The following is a 19,103-nucleotide window of genomic DNA, read 5'->3' on the forward strand; positions in this document are numbered from 1 at the left end:
TGACTGTCTGAAACGCTAGCCGACGAACCCCCATTCGAGCAACACCGAAAGGTCACATCCGTATCACGTCCGGCCCGTCGAACGCCCCGTAGACGGATCGGGTGGTATGGGTCAGGAGCGCGCACGCATCCGCCTCGCCCAGCCCCCGCAGCCCGGCGAGGAAGCGCACCGTCTCCCCCATGAGATAGGAGGCATTGGGCCGTCCCCGCCAGGCCCCGGGCGGCAGGTAGGGGGCGTCGGTCTCCACCAGCAGCAGCTCGTCGGGAATGAGCGTCAGCGCCGCCCGGAGCGCGTCATTGGAGGAATACGTCACAGGGCCGGCGACCGAGGCGTACCAGCCGTGCTCGGCGCAGGCCCGGGCCAGCTCCGCCCCGCCGCTGAAGCAGTGGAACACGGTGCGCTCGGGGGCGCCGTCGGCGAGCAGCACCCGCACGCAGTCCTCGTGGGCGTCGCGGTCGTGGATCTGCAGCGGCAGCCCCGTCTCCTTGGCCAGGGCGATGTGGGCCCGGAATGCCTCGCGCTGGGCGGCGGCGCCGCGCTCCCCGGTGCGGAAGAAGTCGAGCCCGGTCTCGCCGATGGCGACGACGGCGCCGCGGTGCGCGCGCACGAGGTCCTCGAGCCGGGCCATGGCCGCATCGACGGGCTCGTCGTGGTGGGGGCGGACGGCCGGGGCGAGACCGTCCGGGCCGACCTCGCGCACCCCGGCGTGCAGGACGGCCTCGTTGGGGTGGAGGGCCAGGGCCACGCGCACGCCCGGCAGGGTGCGGGCGAGCTCGAGGCTGCCCCGCCAGGCGGAGGTCTCGCACGCCGAGGTGATGATGCCGCTCACTCCCGCGGCGGCGGCCCGTGCGACCAGCTCGGCGGCGTCCAGCGGCGCCTCGGAGCCGGGGCCCTCGGCCGGCAGCCCGGGCACGGGCAGGTGGGTGTGGTTGTCGATCACCGGTCCGGCCAGCGGCGCGACGGCGTCGGCGGGAGGCCAGGAGCGGTCGCGGTGCCTGCGGCTCATGCCCCGGTGACGTCGTCGGGCAGGCGGTCCGCGTAGCGCGCGAGCTCCTGGTCCACGATCGCCTCGTCGAGCTTGACGAACACGGGGGCGGGCCTGGCCACGGGCGTGCCGACGACGACGTCGTGGCGGCCCCATGCGGGGGCGGTGGTGTAGTCCCCGGCGATGATCGGGTAGCCGGTGCGGGAGGCGAAGACCTCGGGGAGGACCTGCGGGTCGAGCTCGCGGGCCTCACGGACCTCGGGCATGGGGGCGATGGCGCCCGCTCCCCCCATGGCCCGGTCCACGTCGTTGGCCGCGTGCGGCAGGAAGGGGGAGAGCATAAGGTTCAGGTCGGCCACCGCCTGGGCGAGGGTGTGCAGGATGGTCGCCAGGCGCTCCTGGGTGGCCGGGTCCTGGCCCTTGAGCTTGAAGGGCTCGGTGTCGGCGATGTACTTGTTGGCCTCGCCCACCAGCCGCATGGCCTCCGCCAGCGCGGCCTTCTGCCGGTGGCGGGCGATCAGGCCGCCGACGGCGTCGAAGCCCGCCTCGATCGAGTCCAGCAGCGCGGCGTCGATCGGCTCCAGCCCGCCGGGGGCGGGGACGGCGCCGAAGCGCTTGTGGATCATGGTGGCGGTGCGGTTGACGAGGTTGCCCCAGCCGGCGACGAGCTCGCCGTTGGTGCGGCGCACGAACTCCGCCCAGGTGAAGTCGGCGTCCGCGGTCTCGGGGCCGGCGGCGCAGATGAAGTAGCGCAGGGCGTCGGCCTGGTAGCGCTCCAGGAAGTCGCGCACGTAGATGACGATGCCGTGCGAGGAGGAGAACTTCCTGCCCTCCATGGTCAGGAACTCGCTGGAGACCACCTCGGTGGGCAGGTTCAGGGTGCCGAGCTCGCCGGGCGCACCGCCCCGCTCGCCCCGGCCGTCGTAGCCCAGAAGCTCGGCGGGCCAGATCTGGGAGTGGAAGACGATGTTGTCCTTGCCCATGAAGTAGTAGGACAGGGCGCCGGGATCGTTCCACCAGGCACGCCAGGCCTCGGGGTCCCCGGTGCGCCGGGCCCACTCGATGGAGGCCGACAGGTAGCCGATGACGGCGTCGAACCACACGTAGAGGCGCTTGGTGGGCTGGTCCTCCCAGCCGGGCACGGGGATGCCCCAGTCGATGTCGCGCGTCATGGCTCGGGGGCGGATCTCCTCCAGGATGTTCTGGGAGAAGCGGATGACGTTGGGACGCCAGGTGCCCGAGGCCTCGCGCTCGTCCAGCCAGGCGCCCAGCGCGCCGGCGAGCGCGGGCAGGTCGAGGAACCAGTGGGTGGACTCCACGAACTCGGGGGTCTCCCCGTTGATGCGCGAGCGGGGGTCGATGAGGTCGGTGGGGTCGAGCTGGTTGCCGCAGGTGTCGCACTGGTCGCCGCGCGCCCCGGGGGCGCCGCAGATGGGGCAGGTGCCCTCGATGTAGCGGTCGGGCAGGGTGCGGCCGGTGGACGGGCTGATCGCGGAGCGGGTGATCTCCTGGACCATGTAGCCGTTGTCGCGCACGGTGCGGAACATGTCCTGCACGACGCGGTAGTGGTTGCCGGCCGTGGTGCGGGTGAACAGGTCATAGGACAGACCCAGAGCCACCAGGTCCTCGACGATGAGCCGGTTGTTGCGGTCGGCGAGCTCGCGGGCGGTCACGCCCTCGGCGTCGGCGGCCACCAGGATGGGGGTGCCGTGCTCGTCGGTGCCCGAGACCATCAGGACGTCGTGACCGGCCATGCGCATGTAGCGCGAGAAGACGTCGGAGGGGACGCCGAAGCCGGCGACGTGACCGATGTGGCGGGGGCCGTTGGCGTAGGGCCAGGCGACCGCGGACAGGATGTGGCTCATGGCCCCAACCCTATCCGCTCCCCCGCGCCCCGCGGACCCGGGCGCCGTATGGTGGAGGGGAGCGGAGCGCACCGCTCGCCGTACCTTCTGCGTTAAGGAGATTTCTGCCATGACCTACCCGCCGTCCTCAGGTTCACCGTACTCGACCGACCCGTCCCGGTCGGCGGGTGCGGACGCGGCCCCGCAGTCGGGGGGTTACAGCCCCGGCGCCCCGGCGGGCGCGGATCCTGGTGGCACGGGCCCGGGCGGCTACGGCTCCTACACGGGGCCCGGCAGCACGGGGCCCGGCAGCACGGGGCCCGGCACGGGCCCTGGCGGCGCGGGTCCCGGCGGCTACGGCCCCGGCTTCCAGACCGGCGCGCCCGGACCGTTCCCCGGTCCTCAGCCTCGCGAGGCCAAGAGCCGCAGGGCCCCGGCAATCCTGCTCGGCAGCGGCCTCGTGCTCGGCCTGGTGGCGCTGGTCATCGTGATCGTCTCGGCAGGCCGGTTCGCCACCATCGACTCCTCACTGTCCCCGATCGACGCGACCGGCGCCACGACCAGGACGCTGTCCGCCGGTTCCGCCTACGGGCTGTACAGCAGCTCCTACTCCGCCAGGTGCACCGTGACGGGACCCGACGGCCGGGACGTCCCCGTGACGCGCCCCTCCTCGAATATCACCATTAACAACGAGCACGAGTTCGGCATATTCACCGCGACCGCCTCGGGCAGCTACACGATCTCCTGCACCTCCTCCGACACCTACATCGGCGACGACGCCGAGGCGGGCTCCTTCGTGGGCGCCATCCTCGGCTTCATCGCCGGCATCTTCGGCCTCATCGCCGGCGTGCTCCTGTTCATCATTGGCCTCGTGTGGTTCCTCTCGCGCGGCCCGCGCGGCAAGGTCGCTCTTCGGAAGCGGGTCGTCGTCGAGTACAGCGGAGGCGGGCAGCCATGACGGCCTGGGGCCGGCCGCAGGAGCAGGACCGCGGGGCAGCGCCGGCGGTCCCGGCCGCCGAGCCGCCTCCCAGCGGCCCCGGCGGCCTGACCGCCCCGCTCACCGCCTACCGTCGGGCCAGGCGGCTCCCGTGGAACCTGCTCCGCGCAGGTCTCGGCCTGCTGCTGATCGCCATTGTGACGCTCATCATGGCCGTGCGCCTGACGCCGCCGTCGTCCCCCGTCACCGTCCCCGGCGACGGCAGCACGCGGGGCTTCACTCTCCTGAAGAACACCCCGTACGGCTTCTACTCCGACGACTACAGCCTCACATGCGAGGTGGTGGACCCGGCGGGCGAGTCCCTGGCCCTGTCGAGCACGGTGAAGAGCTCCGCCCACTCCCCCCTCCAGGTCCTCGGCTTCCGCTCCACGCAGGCGGGCCTCTACAGCGTCTCGTGCAGCGGCACCGGCGAGATCATCTTCGACACCGCAACGGTGTCCCCCGAGTCCAGGCGCTCCTTCCACCTTGCCCTGGCCGCGGGCGCCACGGGCATCGTCGCCGTGCTGCTCATTATCGTCGCCTCTCCCTGGCTCCTGGTGCTCAGGCTGCGCAGGCCCCGCCCCGCTCCGAGCGCCCCCGCCGGCGGTCCGGCGCCGGAGGCCCCCCGGCCAGCGGACGCACCGGGCCCCGCCGGCCCGGCGTCGTCTGCCGGCCCCAGCGCCGCCCCTGGAGCGGCAACGACGCCAGGCGCGTACGGCTTGGCGCCCCAGCAGGTCATCTACCGCCCCATGCCGCCGCCCCGCGAGCCCAGTGGCCCCTGAACCCCGGGCATCCGGCCCCCTTCGCCGAGATCGGTCCGCTTCCGCGTCGAGATCGGTCCAGCTCCGGCTCGGGCTCATGGTGTTGTCAGTGCATCTGAGGCAGTGCCCGGCGTGCGGTGCGCCGGCTGCGGGGCGCTGAGAGTTCGGCGGGGCGCGGTCTTCGCCGGTGTTCTTCGGTGTTGCACATGGGAGGGTGGGGCCTTTGCAGGGCGAGGGCCGGTTTTCCGCAGGATTGTGCGCTTTCCTGTTAGTCGTCGTGCTCGGTTGTCTGGCTCCCATGTGCGCTGAGGGGGGTCTGCGCACATGGGAGCGGGATCGTGACCACCGCTGGGACTTCGTTTCCGCATGATTCCGGGGTTTTTGCCAACGCGGGTCGCGCGCGAATGTGCGACACTGTCGCCCCGGCGCCCGCAGGCCCCGGCAGAACCCGCCCCGCAGGGGTGCGACCCGACTCATGCGACCACCCTGCCCCGAGACCACCCCACCGGGTCCCCACATCCGAAGCATTCAAACTGTCGCAGATGGCTGATACATCACACCCCGCACCGAGATCGGTTCGACAGACCGATCTCGGCGTCAGGGGCGGACCAGCTCGACCAGGACCTCGGCGTGGTCGGTGTGGGGGAACATGTCGAACAGCTGGGCCCGGCGGGCCCGCAGGGAGGGCATCGCCTCCAGGTCGGCCGCCAGGCTCGCCGGGTTGCACGAGGAGTACAGCACCCGTGCCACTCCTGCGTCCTCGATCCGTCGCGCCAGCTCGACCCCGATCCCGCGCCGCGGCGGGTTGACCACCAGCAGGTCCGGCACAGTGCCGCCCCCAGGATCCAGGACCCGCGCGTCGCCAACCTCGAAGCGGGCGGCGTCGGGCGCCAGCCCCATGAGCGCCGCCGACTCCCGAGCCCCGCGGATCGCGGGCTCCGACACCTCCACCCCCAGCACCCGGCGGCCCGGACCCGCGAGCGCGAGCGCGAAGCCCCCGACGCCGCAGAACAGGTCCCACACCTCGGCCCGCTCGTCCAGGTCCTCCGCCCAGTGCGCCGCGGTGGCGTAGAGCCGCTCCGCCACGCCCGTGTTCGTCTGGAAGAAGGAGCGGGTCGGCAGGAAGAGCAGAAGCTCGGCACCGGACCGGGCGGCCCCGGCGACCCCCGCGGCCCCGGTGCCCCCGCCGTCATCGGACCCCGGCAGTTGCAGACGCATGAGCAGGCGGTCGCCCCAGGGCTCGTCGCCGGTGAGGACCACCTCCTCCTCGCCCTCGATAACAGCCTGGTGGACGGGCTGGATATTGGCGCTCATGACGGCGAGCGTCGGCAGCTCCTCCCGCAGCCCCGGCAGCGCCTCGCGCAGCCGGCCGACGTGCCGACGTGAGCGCAGGACCCAGCGGACCATGAGGTCGCCGTCGGGGGAGGCGGTCACCAGTAGATGCTTGAGCTCGCCGCGCCGTGCCCCGACGTCGTAGGGCCCGATGCCCAGCCGGCTCACGGCCCGGGCCAGGGCGGGCAGCGCCGCCTCGATCTCGGCCACGTGCAGGGGGCAGTCGCGCAGGTCGATGCCGCCGTCGGGGCCGAGGATGCCGAGGACGGGCGCGGCCACCCGGCCTGAGACGACCATCTTCGCCTTGTTGCGGAATCGGGTCGGGGCGCTCGCCGCCGGAGACAGCCAGGCGCCGTCGGACGCAAGGCGGGCGGCGAGCAGCGCTGCGACGCGCTGCTGCTTGCGGGCGAGCTGAAGGTTCAGCGGCAGGTCCTGGTGTGGGCAGGAGCGGCAGGTGCCGCTGCGGTGCAGCGGGCAGAAGGCGGCCGACGACGGGCGGTGGGTGTCGGCGCGCACGAGTCTCACGGGGAATATTGTGAGCCCCGGGCGGGCGAGGCCCAGGCGGGGCGCGCTGCGGACATGACCTGGCCCGCGGTGCCGGGTTGTCTCTCCCGGCCCGCGGGCCTTCGTCGTTGAGGGGCTCGACTCCCGGGTTCCCAATTCCGGGAGGAGCGCTCCTCCTTCGCCGGAGCGGCGTCCACGGGCTCCCTTAGACCCTTGGTCGCCTCGACTGCGGCCGGTCGTCGGGTTCCCCAACCCTCGCGACCGCCTCCGTCCGACGGCGACCCCTATGTAACCGGACGTACCTGAACGGACACCACTAAAGCGTCTGGGAAAAACCTAGGAAATGTGAAACGGTCGTGCAGCGGCGGGCGGCCCGGGCGCCGCGCGTCGATCTGGGACCCGTCCGTGCTCGGACGACGGCGTCGGGCACACTGGGCCCATGACCGACCCCGCTCCCACCGAGCCGTCCACTGCTGCCCCGGCCGTCGCGCCGACCTCGCCCGCCACGACACCGCCCTTGCCGCGCACCGGCATCGGTACCGACGTCCACGCCTTCCGGGCCGCCGTCCCGGCCTCAGACGCGCTGCACCTGGCCTGCCTGACCTGGCCCGGCGAGAGAGGCCTGGAGGGGCACTCCGACGGCGACGTCGTCGCCCACGCCTGCTGCGACGCCCTCTTCTCCGCCGCGGGGCTGGGGGACCTCGGCTCCAACTTCGGCACCGCCGAGCCGCGGTGGAAGGGCGCGGCCGGCGGTACGCTCCTGGCCGAGGCGGCGCGACGCGTGCGCGCGGCCGGCTACGAGATCGGCAATATCGCCGTCCAGCTCGTCGGGGCGCGCCCCCGCGTCGCGGGCCGGGTCGGCGAGGCGCGCGACGCCCTGTCGGCCGCCGTCGGGGCCGACGTCGCCTTCTCCGCCACCACGACCGACCACCTGGGCTTCCTCGGGCGCGAGGAGGGCCTGCTGGCGATCGCCACGGCCCTGGTCTACCCGGTCGCCCCGGCACCGCCGCCGGCCTCCGTGCCGAGATAGACATTTTCGTATGAGGTAGACGGTGTCGCCGTCTACCTCGTCCGAAAATGTCTATCTCGGCACGGAGGGTAGTCTGAACCGGTGAGCACTGACCTTCCCGCGCGCCCTGCACTGAACCTGTGCCTGTACGACTCCGCCGCCCGCGCCGTCGTCCCCCTGGCACCCACCGTCACGCCCGGGACGGTCACGATCTACCTGTGCGGCGCCACCGTCCAGGGCTCGCCCCACATCGGCCACATGCGCTCCGCCATTGCCTTCGACGTACTGCGCCGCTGGCTGGAGCGCTGCGGCCAGCGGGTCCTGCTCATCCGCAACGTCACCGACATCGACGACAAGATCCTCGCCAAGTCCGCCGCCGCCGTCCCCCCCGTGCCCTGGTGGGCCTGGGCCCAGCGCCACGAGCGCGAGTTCGACGCCGCCTACCGGGCGCTCGGCGTGGCCCCGCCCACCTACGAGCCGCGCGCCACCGGCCACGTCCCCGAGATGATCGACCTGGTCGGCCGGCTGCTCGATGCCGGGCACGCCTACATCGGTGAGCGCGGCAACGTCTACTTCGACGTGGCCTCCCTGCCCGACTACGGGGCGCTGACCAACCAGCGGCCGGAGGACCTGGCCACCACCGAGGACGAGTCCCAGATCGACGACGTCGTCGAGGCCGACAAGCGCGACCCGCGTGACTTCGCCCTGTGGAAGACCGCCAAGCCCTCCGAGCCGGACGACGCCGCCTGGGACGCCCCCTGGGGCCGCGGCCGTCCCGGCTGGCACCTGGAGTGCTCGGCCATGTCCCGGCGTTACCTGGGCGAGGTCTTCGACATCCACGGCGGCGGCATCGACCTGCGCTTCCCCCACCACGAGAACGAGCAGGCCCAGTCCCGCGGCGTCGGCTGGGGGTTCGCCCGCCACTGGGTCCACAATGCCTGGGTCACCGTCAAGGGCGAGAAGATGAGCAAGTCGCTGGGCAACTCCCTGATCGTGGCCGAGCTGCTCCGGACCTACGACCCCGCCGTCCTGCGCCTGGCTCTGGGCACCGTCCACCACCGCTCCACCGTGGAGTTCTCCGAGGAGACCCTCGCCGACGCCTCCGGCCTGTGGGACCGCCTGAGCGGTGCCGTGCTGCGGGCCTGGGAGGTGACCCGCCCCGACGGCGAGGGCGGCGACCCCGACAACGCCGGCTCCGACAGCCCCGGCACCGCGGGCGCCGCCGACCCGGTGGACGCCCCCGCCGAGGAGGTGCGCGTGCGCCCCCTGCCGGACGAGTACGCGGCCGCCATGGACGACGACCTGGGCCTGGCCGGGGCCATGGCCGTCGTCCACGCCACCCTCAAGCGGCTCAACACCGCGCTCGCGGCCCCCGAGCCGGAGCGCGACGCCGTCGTCTCCGCGGCCCTGGACCTGCGCTCCCAGCTCGACGTCCTGGGCCTGGACCCGCTGGCCGAGCCCTGGCGCTCCCGCGTCCTGGGCGGTGCGGGCGCCGGCAGCGACGCCGCCATGGACGCGCTCGACCACCTTGTGACCGCCCTGCTCGACCAGCGCGTCCGGGCTCGCGCCGCCAAGGACTGGGCTCGCGCCGACGCCCTGCGCGACCAGCTGGCCGCGGCCGGCGTCGTCGTCGAGGACTCCGCCGCAGGCGCCCGCTGGCACCTGGCCTGAGCCCGGCTGAAAGGACCATCCATGCCCGGAAACGAGCAGTACCCCGGCGCCCGGCGCCGCTCCCCCAAGAAGGGCCCCACCAAGGGCTCCGGCGGCAAGCGCCGTCGTAGGCTGGAGGGGCGCGGCCCCACGCCCAAGGCGGAGGACCGCGTCGGTCACCCCAGGGCGCGGGCCAAGGCGCGCGCCCAGGCGCGGGCCGCCCAGCCTACGCACGCCAAGCGGCTGAAGCAGGCCAAAGAGCGCTTCGGCGTGCCGACGGACCACGAGATCGTGTGCGGCCGCAACGCGGTCGCCGAGGCCGCCCGCGCCGCCGTCCCGATCGTGCGCGTGTTCATGGCGGTCGCGGCGGCGTCCTCTGAGTCCGACGACCGCCTGGACGCCGTCGTCCGGCGCGCGACCCTCCTGGGCGCGCCGGTGCTGGAGGCCACCAGGCTCGACCTGGAGGCCCTCACCGACGGCGCCGCCCACCAGGGCGTGGCCATCGAGGTGCCCGCCTACGAGTACGCCGACGCCGCCGGCCTGCTGGAGCGCGCCCGCGAGGCCGGCCGCACCCCGCTGCTGGTGGCCCTGGACCAGGTCACCGACCCGCACAACCTCGGGGCGGTCCTGCGCAGCGCGGGGGCCTTCGGGGCCGACGGCGTCATCATCCCCGAGCGGCGCTCGGTCGGGGTCAACGCCACCGTGTGGAAGGTCTCGGCCGGCGCGGCCGCCCGGGTGCCGGTGGCGCGCGAGACGAACCTCGTGCGCGCCCTGACGGCCCTGAAGAGGGAGGGCTGCTTCGTCGTCGGGCTCGACGGCGGCGGGGACACGGCCTTGGAGGGGCTCGCGCTCGCCGACGCCCCGCTCGTCGTGGTCACAGGGGCGGAGGGGGCGGGCCTGTCCCGCCTGGTGCGCGAGACCTGCGACGTCGTCGCCTCCATCCCGATCGCCCGCACCGTCGAGTCGCTCAACGCGGCGGTGGCCACCGGCATCGGCCTGTACGAGATCGACCGGCTGCGCCGCGCCGCCCGTTCCGCCGCTCCCACCCAGCCGGCTCCGCCCGCTCAGGGCTGACCGGCGCGCCTGTTGCTGACACAATAGGCGCCGGACCCGTATCCCCATCAACGGACCGACCGCGCCGCGGCTGGTCCCAGCCGGCTAGGAGGCCTCCATGGCTCAGGACACCGCACAGCGCTGGAACCGCACCGAGGGCGTGCTCATCGCGCCGGGCACCCAGCCGGAGGCGGTCGCCGACCGTCTCGTCGCGGACCGGGTCGTCGCCCGCCTGGAGTGGTACCCGTCCAGCCCGCACCTGCTGTCAATGACGCTCATGACGGACGCGGACGGCCGGGTGGCCGTCACCCCGCCCGCCCGCGGGGGAGTCGTGGCCGGTCTCGGCGTCAGCGAGCTCGCCGAGTCCCTGGCCCGCGAGTTCGGGGCGGACGTGACCATCGGCCCGGCTGCCTTCAATGCGCTGCCCGACGACGTCGCCCTGCCCGAGGTCTCGGGCGCTCCCGGGCCGACGACCCGCACGCTCGTGGTCTCCCCGCTGAGCGCCTACACGGTGCCCCTGCAGGCCACGCTGCTGGAGCGCCCGCTGGCCGTGGCCTCCCTGCCCGGCCTGGACCGCCGGATCGTCATGTACACCGGCGACGGCGCGGGCCTGGGCAGCTTCGGCTGGGACGAGGAGTCCCTGCCCGCCCTGGTCCTGACCGTCGATGAGCGCGACGTCGCCGCCCGCGCCATCCTCACCGGGGAGGGCGACGACGACGCCGTCTTCTCCTGGGGCATGACCTCCCGCTACGTGTGGGGCGGGGTCGGCGAGCCGGGGCCGGCGCTGCGGGCGCTGGTCGATGAGCTCCTCACCGACTCCACCGACGTGTCCGTCATCGCCTCGACCGTGCCGGGGGCCGACGTCGAGGCCGCCGCCAAGGCCTTCGCCACCCCGGGGCTGGAGGGCATGGTCGCCCTGACCCGGGCCCTGGGCCTGCCCGAGTGGGTGGAGTCCGTCCTGGGCGGGCGGCTCGCGCCGGCGGAGGTGCCCGGCGCGGTCGTCCACGAGCCGCGCGGCCTGTCCAACGCGGTGGGGCGCAGCGTCGGCCTCCTGCTGCAGGACCCGTCCACGCCCGGATCAGCCTTCTGGCAGTCCTACGTCCGCACCGTCACCGACATGCCCTGGGCCGTGCGCGGAGCCGCGATTCTCGAGGCCGGCCTGGGCGGGGCGCTGGTGGGCGCCGCGGTGCGCCGCCACCACCGGAGCGGCCGGCTGTCCGGCGGGCTGCTGGGCGTGGGCATTGTGCTCATGGTGGACGCGGTCGCCGAGACCTCGCTGGCGTCCTGGACGCGTCACCGCGAGCTGCGGCGCCGGGCCGACGAGGAGATGGCGCTGGTCGCCGAGGAGCTCGGCGCCTGAGGCGCGCGGGCCGGGGGCGCGGGGCCGCGGCCCGCTACCGGAGCAGGCTGGCGAACCAGGAGAAGAACACGATCACCGCCACGCCCGAGAGCCCTGCCGTGAGCATGAAGACGAGCACGCCTATGACGAGAGCCTTCGCGCCGCTGTCGTGGCTCTTCGTCAGGGTGAAGGACAGCGTTCCTCTCAGCCAGTCGGCGTTGGAGGGGCGGTAGTAGAGGCGCACGGCCTGGCCGGGCGGAAGGTAGAAGTCGATGCGGGCGGGAGTCGCTCCCATATAGCCCAGGCCGCCGGTGATACAGATCGGCCCGGCGGGCGCCACCAGGCGCACGCCGGGGTCGGGCATGTGGAAGGGCAGGCCGTTGATCCTGAATGGGACTCCCCGGAAGAGCAGTCGTGGGAACGACCTGGGGTCCATCACCAGGTCGATGAAGCCGTGGGGGACGCGGTCGGCCCCGGGGAGGACGACGACGTCGGTGCTCACGCGCCCGGCCTCCTCACTCGCCCTTGAGCCTCATGCCGGCGGTGAGGCCCGTGGGGCTGAGGTCGTACTCGCGGTCGACGGCGGGCCTGCCGATCTCCTTGATGATCTGCAGCGACTGGGGCATGGGGCGATTCTTTCAGGAAACGACGACGACGGCGCGCCGGCCGCGCGGGTCGGGTCGGCTCTCTTGATCGTGGCGGGGGAGGCCGGCGGGTGGGCCACCTGGTCAGGGGAGGGAGGCCCGCCGGGTCAGGAGGCGGAGAGGATGCGCGGCGAGGTCGCGGGCGCGGCGATGCCGAGGCTCCGGGCCAGGTCCCGGCCGGCGGAGGCGGTCGCGGCCTCGTCCGCTCCGACCACCTCGACGTCCCGCGAGAACCCGAAGTGCCCGGAGACCGCGGCGCTGCTGTCGCCGTGCCCGGTGAGCACCGCGAGCGCGAGGCAGCCCTCGGGGGCCTCGAGGACGAGCACCGGCTGATCGGCGGCCAGGCGGATCCCGCCGGTGGAACTGAGGGGATAGCCCATCATGTCCCACAGGGACAGGCGGTTCACGATGGTACGGAGCACTCGCCGGCGCTGGAGGCGGCCCGCGGGGCGCATCTGCGCGCCCCGGGCGTCGGCGATAAGAAGATAGGGGGTCCTGCGGCGCACCCTCCTGATACTCCGGTATTCGACGACGGTGACCGCCAGCACCACCGCCTGCCCGCCCGGCCCGTCGGGGCCGCGTCCGGCGCGGCGCAGCTCCCGCTGCCGGGCCCGCTCCAGGCCGCGCCACGAGACACGACGGCCATCCCGCTCGCCGCGTTCGCCGCGGTCCATGCGGCGAAGGAGCAGCTCGGTGAGCGCCCAGGTGACAGGGAGCACGAACGCCCCGGCTGCGAAGTACGCCATGAGGTCCATGTCGCCCGCCCGCGCCGCCAGCCATGCGGCGGCGGACAGCGCCGCCTCGGGCACCGCGAAGAAGAACGCGAACAGCAGGACGGTCGTGCGCGTGCTCTCCACCCACCGCGGGACCAGGATCAAGACGAGCAGATGGATGATGACGAAAAGAGCCATCCCGAACGCCATGAGGTTCTCATTCGCGATCGACCACCCCCAGGCGGCCAGCGCCCAGGGGCTCGCGAGGAGCGCCGTCAGGACCGCGCCGAGGACGAGCCTCCTCCTCCAGCGGCGCGGCGCCGACGGCTCCTGGCCCTCAACGGGGAGGGCGGCGGTAGCCGGGGCGTCGGGCGGGTCCTCCGGCTGAGGCGTGTCGTCGGGCCGGTCCTGCGCCGAGCCGCCGGGCGGATCCTGTACTCCGGCCTCCTCGGCCCACTCCTCCTTCGCGGGTCGCTGAACGCAGCAGTACTCGTCGATTCGGACCCCGCCGATACGGGAAATCAGAGAATCCAGGCCGCTGCGCAATCCCAGAGGGGCCGACGACCAGTGGGACAGCTCCAGGGTGTAGGGGTGGGTGAAGGTCGCCAACACCTCCGGAGCGATCGGAGGCGGAGGAGCGAAGTCGCCGTCGGCCTCTATCTTCTCCCACATCTCCTCATCCCACCACAGCTCCCAGTCCCACTCCTCTGGGGGCCCGGGATGTCGGTAGGGGGCCGGCGGCGGATGCGGATGGAGTGGAATGGGTGGAAGAAGGTGAAGTCGCCGCCGTCGGGGGACTCCCCGAAGACGATGTCGGGGCCGAAGGCGGCGGCGAGATCCGCCCGGGTGATGGGGCGCGCCAGGAGCAGCTCGTGCCTGGTCTCGGCGTCCGAATGGAAGGTCATAACTGTCCTTGATATCTGATTCCGGGGGTGTTCTGTTCCTGCGGGTCCCCCCGTGACCGCAAGTCGGTTCGCGCGGTCGTACGTTAATTAAGGTACGACCGCGAAGAGGATGGTACGACCTCGCGAAGGGCGCAGGCCGCACCGAGCGGGCGGCGCTCCCAACGTCGGCGTCAGCTCAGCGTCAGTGCGTCACGTTCGCGTTCCCGCGCGCTCCACCCCGGCGCCCGGCAGGCACTTCTAACCGATCCCGGTGCGGAAGTGAGCCGATCTCGACGAAAAGGGCTGCCGGGGCTGCCGGGCGCCACCGCGCGACCCGCGCAGCGCCCCGCGACGTTACTCGCCCGGGCCCTCAGAGCTGTTTCAACAGCTTGATGAGCAGGTAGAGGCCAAGCATCGCGACCATGATTCCCATCATGACAAGCCACTGTTTTTCGTAGGGGCTGGGGCCCTTGAGCCTCTGCAGCGTCAGTGTGCCGGGATCCCCCCTGATCCAAGAGCGGCGGTAGAAGACGGGGACGGCCTGCCCTGGCTGGACCACGACATCAATACGCAGAGCGCGCTCGACCGGCTTGAGGACACCAGGACGACCGACTGCGACGCTCACGGGTCCCGCGGGCACAACGACCCGGGCGGCAGCCGAGCTGAAGTGCACCGGACAGCCGTTGATCGTCACCGGGATGTACTTCCAGGTGAGCGCCGTCCCGGACGGGTCCATCACCATGTCGATGCGGCCGTGAGGGACGCGATCGGCTCCGGGGAGGACGACGACGTCGATGCTCACGCGCCCGGCCTCCTCACTCGCCCTTGAACTTCATGCCGGCGGTGAAGCCCATGGGGTTGTGCTCGTAGGCCGCGGCCATCTCCTCGTCTCGGGCGGCGAACTCCTCGTCGTCGGCGACGGGCTCGTCCTCCTCGTCCTCGCCGCCGAAGATCGCCGCCATCTCCTGGGTGTCGCCCAGCGAGAGGTAGGACTCCTCGTCCCAGTGCTGGGGCAGGACGTTGCGGACGTAGTCCTCGGTCGCCTCCTCGGTGGTCACATCGCCCTGCCTGGCCTCGGACATGTACCAGCGGTGCTCGAGCACCTCGTGGAAGATCTCCGCCGGCTCGAGCTTGCGGCGCAGCTCCATGGGCACGGCGGCGATCGTCGGCTCGAAGACGTCGGTGAGCCAGGCGTGGGCCACCTGCTCGATGGGCTCGTCCTGCCGGCCGGTGTAGGCCCGGTAGGCCTCCAGGTCGTTGAGCATGCGCTGGCCCTGGCGCTCCTGGACGTCCAGGCCGGTCAGGCGCATGATCTGGCGGTGGTAGTGACCGGCGTCGACGACCTTGGGCTGAATGACCATGCGCGCGCCCGAGCCGTCGGCCTGCGTCTTCATCATGAGCTCGCCGACGTCGAAGCCCAGCTTGTTGAGCCGCTCGATGCGCTGGCGCACGCGCCACCGCTCACCCATGTCGAAGGTCTCCGCGCCCGTGAGCACCTCCCACAGCTCGGTGTACCGGGTGACGATGCGGTCGCCGACCTCGATGGTGTCGACGCTGGGCTCCAGCAGCGCCCCGGCCTGGAGGTCCATGAGCTCGCCGATAATGTTGGTCCGGGCGATGTCGATGTCGTACAGGCGCTTGCCCTCGGTGAGTCCCTCGGTATGGAGCTCGCCGGTCTCGGCGTCCACCAGGTAGGCGGCGAAGGCGCCGGCGTCGCGCCGGAAGAGCGTGTTGGACAGGGAGACGTCCCCCCAGTAGAAGCCGAGCAGGTGCAGGCGCACGAGCAGGACCGCCAGGGCGTCGATGAGGCGGGTCGCCGTCTCGGGGCGCATGTACTGGCTGAACAGGGCGCGGTAGGGCAGGGAGTAGGACAGGTGCTCGGTGACGAGCACGGAGTTCAGGGCGTTGCCGGACAGGTCCGCGCGCTCGGTGATGACGGCGGTGGGGGTGACGCACGGCGCCCCCAGGCGCACGAGGTTGCGGAGCAGCTCGTACTCGCGGTAGGCGACGGATTCACCGATCTCCTTGACGGCGATGACGCGCTCGGAGAGGTTGACGAAGCGCACAATGTGGCGCGACAGGCCGCGCGGCAGCGCCGCGAGGACCTCGGGCGGCCACGTCTCCAGCGGGATCTCCCAGGGCAGGTCGAGCAGGGCGGGGTCGATCGTCGCCGCGGTGATCTGCATGGACTGGGGCATGGGGCGATTCTCTCAGGAAACGACGACGACGGCGCGCTGACCGGGCGGCCCGGGCCGGCTCACTCGATCGTGGCGGGGGAGCCTGGCGGGTCGGGAGTCGGGAGGCGCAGCAGGGAAGGCCTCCGGGTCAGGAGGCGGAGAGGAGGCGCGGCAGGGGCGCGGGCGGCGATGCCGAGGGACGGGCGCGGAGGCGGGTTGCACATGGGAGAGAGGCGGCCCGACAGATAGAGCGTTGGTTTTTGTTGAAATACTGAGGTTTCACCCAGTCTGTCAAGAGTGATTGCCGTGCTCCCATGTGCGCAGACCCCCTGCGCGCACATGGGAGCACGGCAAGGCGTCTCGACGGACATCCAGAAACCGCAGAATCATGAGGAAAACCAGCGCTCATGCCAACAGGGCCTACCTCTCCCATGTGCAGCCCTTCCCCAGAGCGGCCCGCACCCGCCCTACCGTAGGCGAATCTCCCGGACGGCCGCGAAGACCGGGCACAACCAGCGCCTCCGGAATCACCCGTCTGGATGATCCCAGCAGCCGCGAGCCGGGCCAGACGGGCGCCGCGCCCGCCCGCCGCCCTGGTGGAACCAACCATCGAGGGGTTCGGGAGGCGGGAACGTGCGGGAGCCCCGCCGTGAGGGCGGGGCTCCCGGATGCCGGGCGATACCCGGACTGTGCGCCCGACTGAGAGGCTCAGGCTCAGGCGGGCAGGCGCTTGCCCGTCGAGGCGGAGAAGATGTGCTCCTCGCCGGGCTTGATGCGCACGTAGACGGTCTCGCCCGGCTCCGGAGCGGTGCGCGGGGGAACGCGGACAATGACCTGGCTGGAGTCCTCGCCGGAGCCCAGCTTCTCCTCCGAGTCCTCGGCGCCGACGAGCTCGCCGTAGATGTAGGCGTCGCTCCCCAGCTCCTCCACGAAGGACAGGCGCACCGGGATGGAGTGCTCGTCCTCGGCGGAGACCACCTCAAGGGACTCCGGACGGAAACCGATGGTGACCTTGCCGCCGTCCTCGGGCGTGATGGCGTCCAGAGTGGCCTTGGACAGCTGGATCTTGGCGGCGCCGAGGGTGGCGACGTCGCCGGAGACCGTGAAGCGGCCCAGGTTCATGGCCGGCGAGCCGATGAAGCCCGCCACGAACTCGTTGGCGGGCTTGTCGTACATCTCGCGCGGGGTGCCGACCTGCTGGAGGACGCCGTCCTTGAGGACCGCGATGCGGTCGCCCATGGTCAGGGCCTCGGTCTGGTCGTGGGTGACGTAGACCGTTGTGACGCCCAGCGAGCGCTGGAGGGAGGCGATCTGCGTGCGGGTCTGGACGCGCAGCTTGGCGTCGAGGTTCGACAGCGGCTCGTCCATGAGGAAGACCTTGGGCTTGCGCACAATGGCGCGGCCCATGGCGACGCGCTGGCGCTGGCCGCCGGACAGCGCCTTGGGCTTGCGGTCGAGGTACTCGGTCAGGCCGAGGATCTTGGCGGCCTCGCGGACCCGCTTGTCGATCTCGTCCTTGGGCGTGCCCGCGATCTTGAGGGCGAAGCCCATGTTGTCGTGCACGCTCATGTGCGGGTAGAGCGCGTAGTTCTGGAAGACCATGGCGATGTCACGGTCCTTGGGCTGGACATCGGTGACGTCCTTGTCTCCGATGAGGATGCGGCCCTCGTTGACGTCCTCCAGGCCCGCGAGCATGCGCAGAGAGGTCGACTTCCCGCAGCCGGAGGGGCCGACGAGGACGAGGAACTCGCCGTCGGCGATCTCGAGGTTCAGGGCATCCACGCTCGGGCGGTCATTGCCCGGATAGATGCGGGTGGCGTGGTCAAAGGTCACAGTTGCCATGAGGTGGTATCCCTTCACCGGCAGGTACGTGCCGGACGATCCGTAGTGAAAGGTGCCGAATGCGTGTCCGCACTGACACATGCGCCTGGCCGGACGGCCGGGTGCGGGACATATGTTGTCACATAACCGGGCCGATCAGGTAGATCTATGGCGATCGCAGGGGCCCTCAGGGTCGGTGAAGCCCCTCACATCCCATATTGTGGCGGAGGCGCCCGGTAGTGTGACGCTATGACGCAGAACCCGGATGTGGGGACAGGCACCCCGATCTCCTTGGCGGGGCTCCGTGCCGGCACGGACGTCGGGGGCTACCGGCTGCTCCGGCGGCTGGGCGCCGGCGGCATGGGCGTGGTGTGGGAGGTCGCCGACGGCGAGGGCAACCACGTCGCCATGAAGATCCTCCACCCCCAGATCGCGGCGGACCCCATGGCGCGGCGCCGCCTGGACCGGGAGGCCTCGGTCCTGGCGCGCGTCAAGGACTCCCGCGTCGCCCGCATCCTCGACATCGAGACGGGCGACGGCGCCGACGGCTCGGGCGTCACCTTCGTCATCACCGAGCTCGTGGACGGGCCCACCCTCCAGCACGAGGTCGACTACGAGGGCGCCTACGACCTGTCCACCGACGCGCGCGACCTGTCCGACCTCGCCCACGGGCTGGTGGACTCCCTGTCAGCCGTCCACGCCGCGGGGGTCATCCACCGCGACCTCAAGCCGTCCAACGTCATGCTCGGGGTGCAGGGCCCGGTCCTCATCGACTTCGGCATCGCCCAGGTCGCCGACGACGTCCGCCTGACCCAGACCGGCCAGGTGACGGGCACGCCCGGCTTCATCCCGCCCGAGATGCTCGACGGCGATGAGCCGAGCCCCGGCGTCGACTGGTACGCCTGCGCGGGTGTGCTCCTGTTCGCGGTCACCGGGCGCGCTCCCTTCGGCTCGGGCCCCTGGCAGGCCGTCTTCCGGCGCGTCTACGCCGGCACCCCCGAGCTCGGCGCGCTCGAGGAGGACTGCCCCGCGCTGGCGCGGGCCTTCGTCGCCGCGCTCGCCCCGGAGGCCGCCGACCGGCTCAGCATCGAGGACCTGCTGCGGGTCCTCGATGACATCGCCGACGGCGGGACCGGGCAGGACGTGGTCGACGAGGTCCTCGGGAGCGGCGACGAGGCCTCCGAGGCCGACACGGACACCGGCACGTTCTCGGCCGCCTACGGCATCGTGTCGGGACAGCGGCTGGCGGCCGGGCCAGCCGGGTACGGCAGCGGGCCCAGCCCCTCCTCCGCCAGCACGGGTCCGCGTCCCGGCGCCCCCGCCGGCGGCTACGGGAGTGGCCAGGGCGCCCCATCGGGCGGTTACGGGCCCGCTCCCGGCACGTCTTCCGGCGGCTACAGGCCCGGCCCGG

The 19,103-nt window shown here is 72.4% G+C and carries 16 protein-coding genes; 7 read left to right on the forward strand and 9 right to left on the reverse strand.

Annotated elements, in window-relative coordinates; genetic code table 11:
• Nucleotides 1–52 precede the first annotated feature (52 nt).
• Together O145_RS11205 and metG are read right to left on the reverse strand one after the other, a co-directional pair.
• Nucleotides 53–1,006 (reverse strand): TatD family hydrolase, encoded by a 954-nt coding sequence (locus tag O145_RS11205; protein ID WP_043563031.1) that lies wholly within the window; start codon nt 1,004–1,006, stop codon nt 53–55.
• Nucleotides 1,003–2,850 (reverse strand): methionine--tRNA ligase, encoded by a 1,848-nt coding sequence (metG, locus tag O145_RS11210; protein WP_043563033.1) that lies wholly within the window; start codon nt 2,848–2,850, stop codon nt 1,003–1,005. Before metG ends, O145_RS11205 begins: the two co-directional genes overlap by 4 nt.
• 109 nt (nt 2,851–2,959) lie before the next feature.
• Here metG and O145_RS19280 point away from each other — a divergent pair, with 109 nt between their 5' ends.
• Together O145_RS19280 and O145_RS11220 are read left to right on the forward strand one after the other, a co-directional pair.
• Nucleotides 2,960–3,787: a hypothetical protein gene (locus tag O145_RS19280; RefSeq protein WP_229118519.1), complete on the forward strand. Its 828-nt coding sequence runs from the start codon at nt 2,960–2,962 to the stop codon at nt 3,785–3,787.
• Complete coding sequence (locus tag O145_RS11220) at nt 3,784–4,587, forward strand: hypothetical protein (protein ID WP_052375046.1); 804 nt, start codon at nt 3,784–3,786, stop codon at nt 4,585–4,587. The genes O145_RS19280 and O145_RS11220 overlap by 4 nt, the downstream gene beginning before the upstream one ends.
• Before the next feature lie 576 nt (nt 4,588–5,163).
• Here the strand turns inward: O145_RS11220 and O145_RS11225 are convergent.
• Nucleotides 5,164–6,423 (reverse strand): methyltransferase domain-containing protein, encoded by a 1,260-nt coding sequence (locus tag O145_RS11225; protein WP_043563034.1) that lies wholly within the window; start codon nt 6,421–6,423, stop codon nt 5,164–5,166.
• Nucleotides 6,424–6,841: 418 nt separating this feature from the next.
• Between O145_RS11225 and ispF the strand changes: the two genes are divergently transcribed.
• The 4 genes from ispF to O145_RS11245 all read left to right on the forward strand — a co-directional run bounded on the left by ispF (nt 6,842) and on the right by O145_RS11245 (nt 11,474).
• A complete protein-coding gene (gene ispF / locus O145_RS11230) occupies nt 6,842–7,432 on the forward strand; it encodes a 2-C-methyl-D-erythritol 2,4-cyclodiphosphate synthase (RefSeq protein WP_043563036.1) in 591 nt (196 codons plus the stop codon).
• An 81-nt stretch (nt 7,433–7,513) separates the two neighbouring features.
• On the forward strand, nt 7,514–9,082 hold the full coding sequence (gene cysS / locus O145_RS11235; RefSeq protein WP_043563038.1) for a cysteine--tRNA ligase: 1,569 nt from the start codon (nt 7,514–7,516) through the stop codon (nt 9,080–9,082).
• Nucleotides 9,083–9,103: 21 nt separating this feature from the next.
• Nucleotides 9,104–10,135 carry a 23S rRNA (guanosine(2251)-2'-O)-methyltransferase RlmB gene (gene rlmB / locus O145_RS11240; RefSeq protein ID WP_043563040.1) on the forward strand — a complete coding sequence of 344 codons (1,032 nt, stop codon included), beginning with the start codon at nt 9,104–9,106 and terminating at the stop codon, nt 10,133–10,135.
• Nucleotides 10,136–10,232: 97 nt separating this feature from the next.
• Nucleotides 10,233–11,474: a hypothetical protein gene (locus O145_RS11245; RefSeq protein ID WP_043563042.1), complete on the forward strand. Its 1,242-nt coding sequence runs from the start codon at nt 10,233–10,235 to the stop codon at nt 11,472–11,474.
• A 34-nt stretch (nt 11,475–11,508) separates the two neighbouring features.
• On the opposite strand, the gene O145_RS11250 is transcribed toward O145_RS11245, so the two are convergent.
• The 6 genes from O145_RS11250 to O145_RS11280 all read right to left on the reverse strand — a co-directional run bounded on the left by O145_RS11250 (nt 11,509) and on the right by O145_RS11280 (nt 17,713).
• On the reverse strand, nt 11,509–11,955 hold the full coding sequence (locus O145_RS11250; RefSeq protein ID WP_052375048.1) for a hypothetical protein: 447 nt from the start codon (nt 11,953–11,955) through the stop codon (nt 11,509–11,511).
• Nucleotides 11,956–12,204: 249 nt separating this feature from the next.
• A complete protein-coding gene (locus O145_RS16600) occupies nt 12,205–13,482 on the reverse strand; it encodes a hypothetical protein (protein WP_052375049.1) in 1,278 nt (425 codons plus the stop codon).
• Nucleotides 13,467–13,715 carry a hypothetical protein gene (locus O145_RS11265; protein ID WP_043563048.1) on the reverse strand — a complete coding sequence of 83 codons (249 nt, stop codon included), beginning with the start codon at nt 13,713–13,715 and terminating at the stop codon, nt 13,467–13,469. The genes O145_RS16600 and O145_RS11265 overlap by 16 nt, the downstream gene beginning before the upstream one ends.
• Nucleotides 13,716–14,064: 349 nt before the next feature.
• Nucleotides 14,065–14,496: a hypothetical protein gene (locus tag O145_RS11270; RefSeq protein WP_043563049.1), complete on the reverse strand. Its 432-nt coding sequence runs from the start codon at nt 14,494–14,496 to the stop codon at nt 14,065–14,067.
• 13 nt (nt 14,497–14,509) lie between these two features.
• On the reverse strand, nt 14,510–15,892 hold the full coding sequence (locus tag O145_RS11275) for a DUF4032 domain-containing protein (protein ID WP_043563051.1): 1,383 nt from the start codon (nt 15,890–15,892) through the stop codon (nt 14,510–14,512).
• Between the two features lie 693 nt (nt 15,893–16,585).
• The gene (locus tag O145_RS11280) at nt 16,586–17,713 is read right to left on the reverse strand and encodes an ABC transporter ATP-binding protein (protein ID WP_043563065.1); all 1,128 of its coding nucleotides are present in this window, start codon (nt 17,711–17,713) and stop codon (nt 16,586–16,588) included.
• Between the two features lie 228 nt (nt 17,714–17,941).
• Between O145_RS11280 and O145_RS11285 the strand changes: the two genes are divergently transcribed.
• A partial coding sequence (locus tag O145_RS11285) for a serine/threonine-protein kinase (RefSeq protein WP_229118520.1) occupies nt 17,942–19,103 on the forward strand: 1,162 nt, incomplete at its 3' end.

The organism is Actinomyces israelii DSM 43320, assembly GCF_000711965.1.
GTDB classification, from domain to species: Bacteria; Actinomycetota; Actinomycetes; order Actinomycetales; family Actinomycetaceae; genus Actinomyces; species Actinomyces israelii.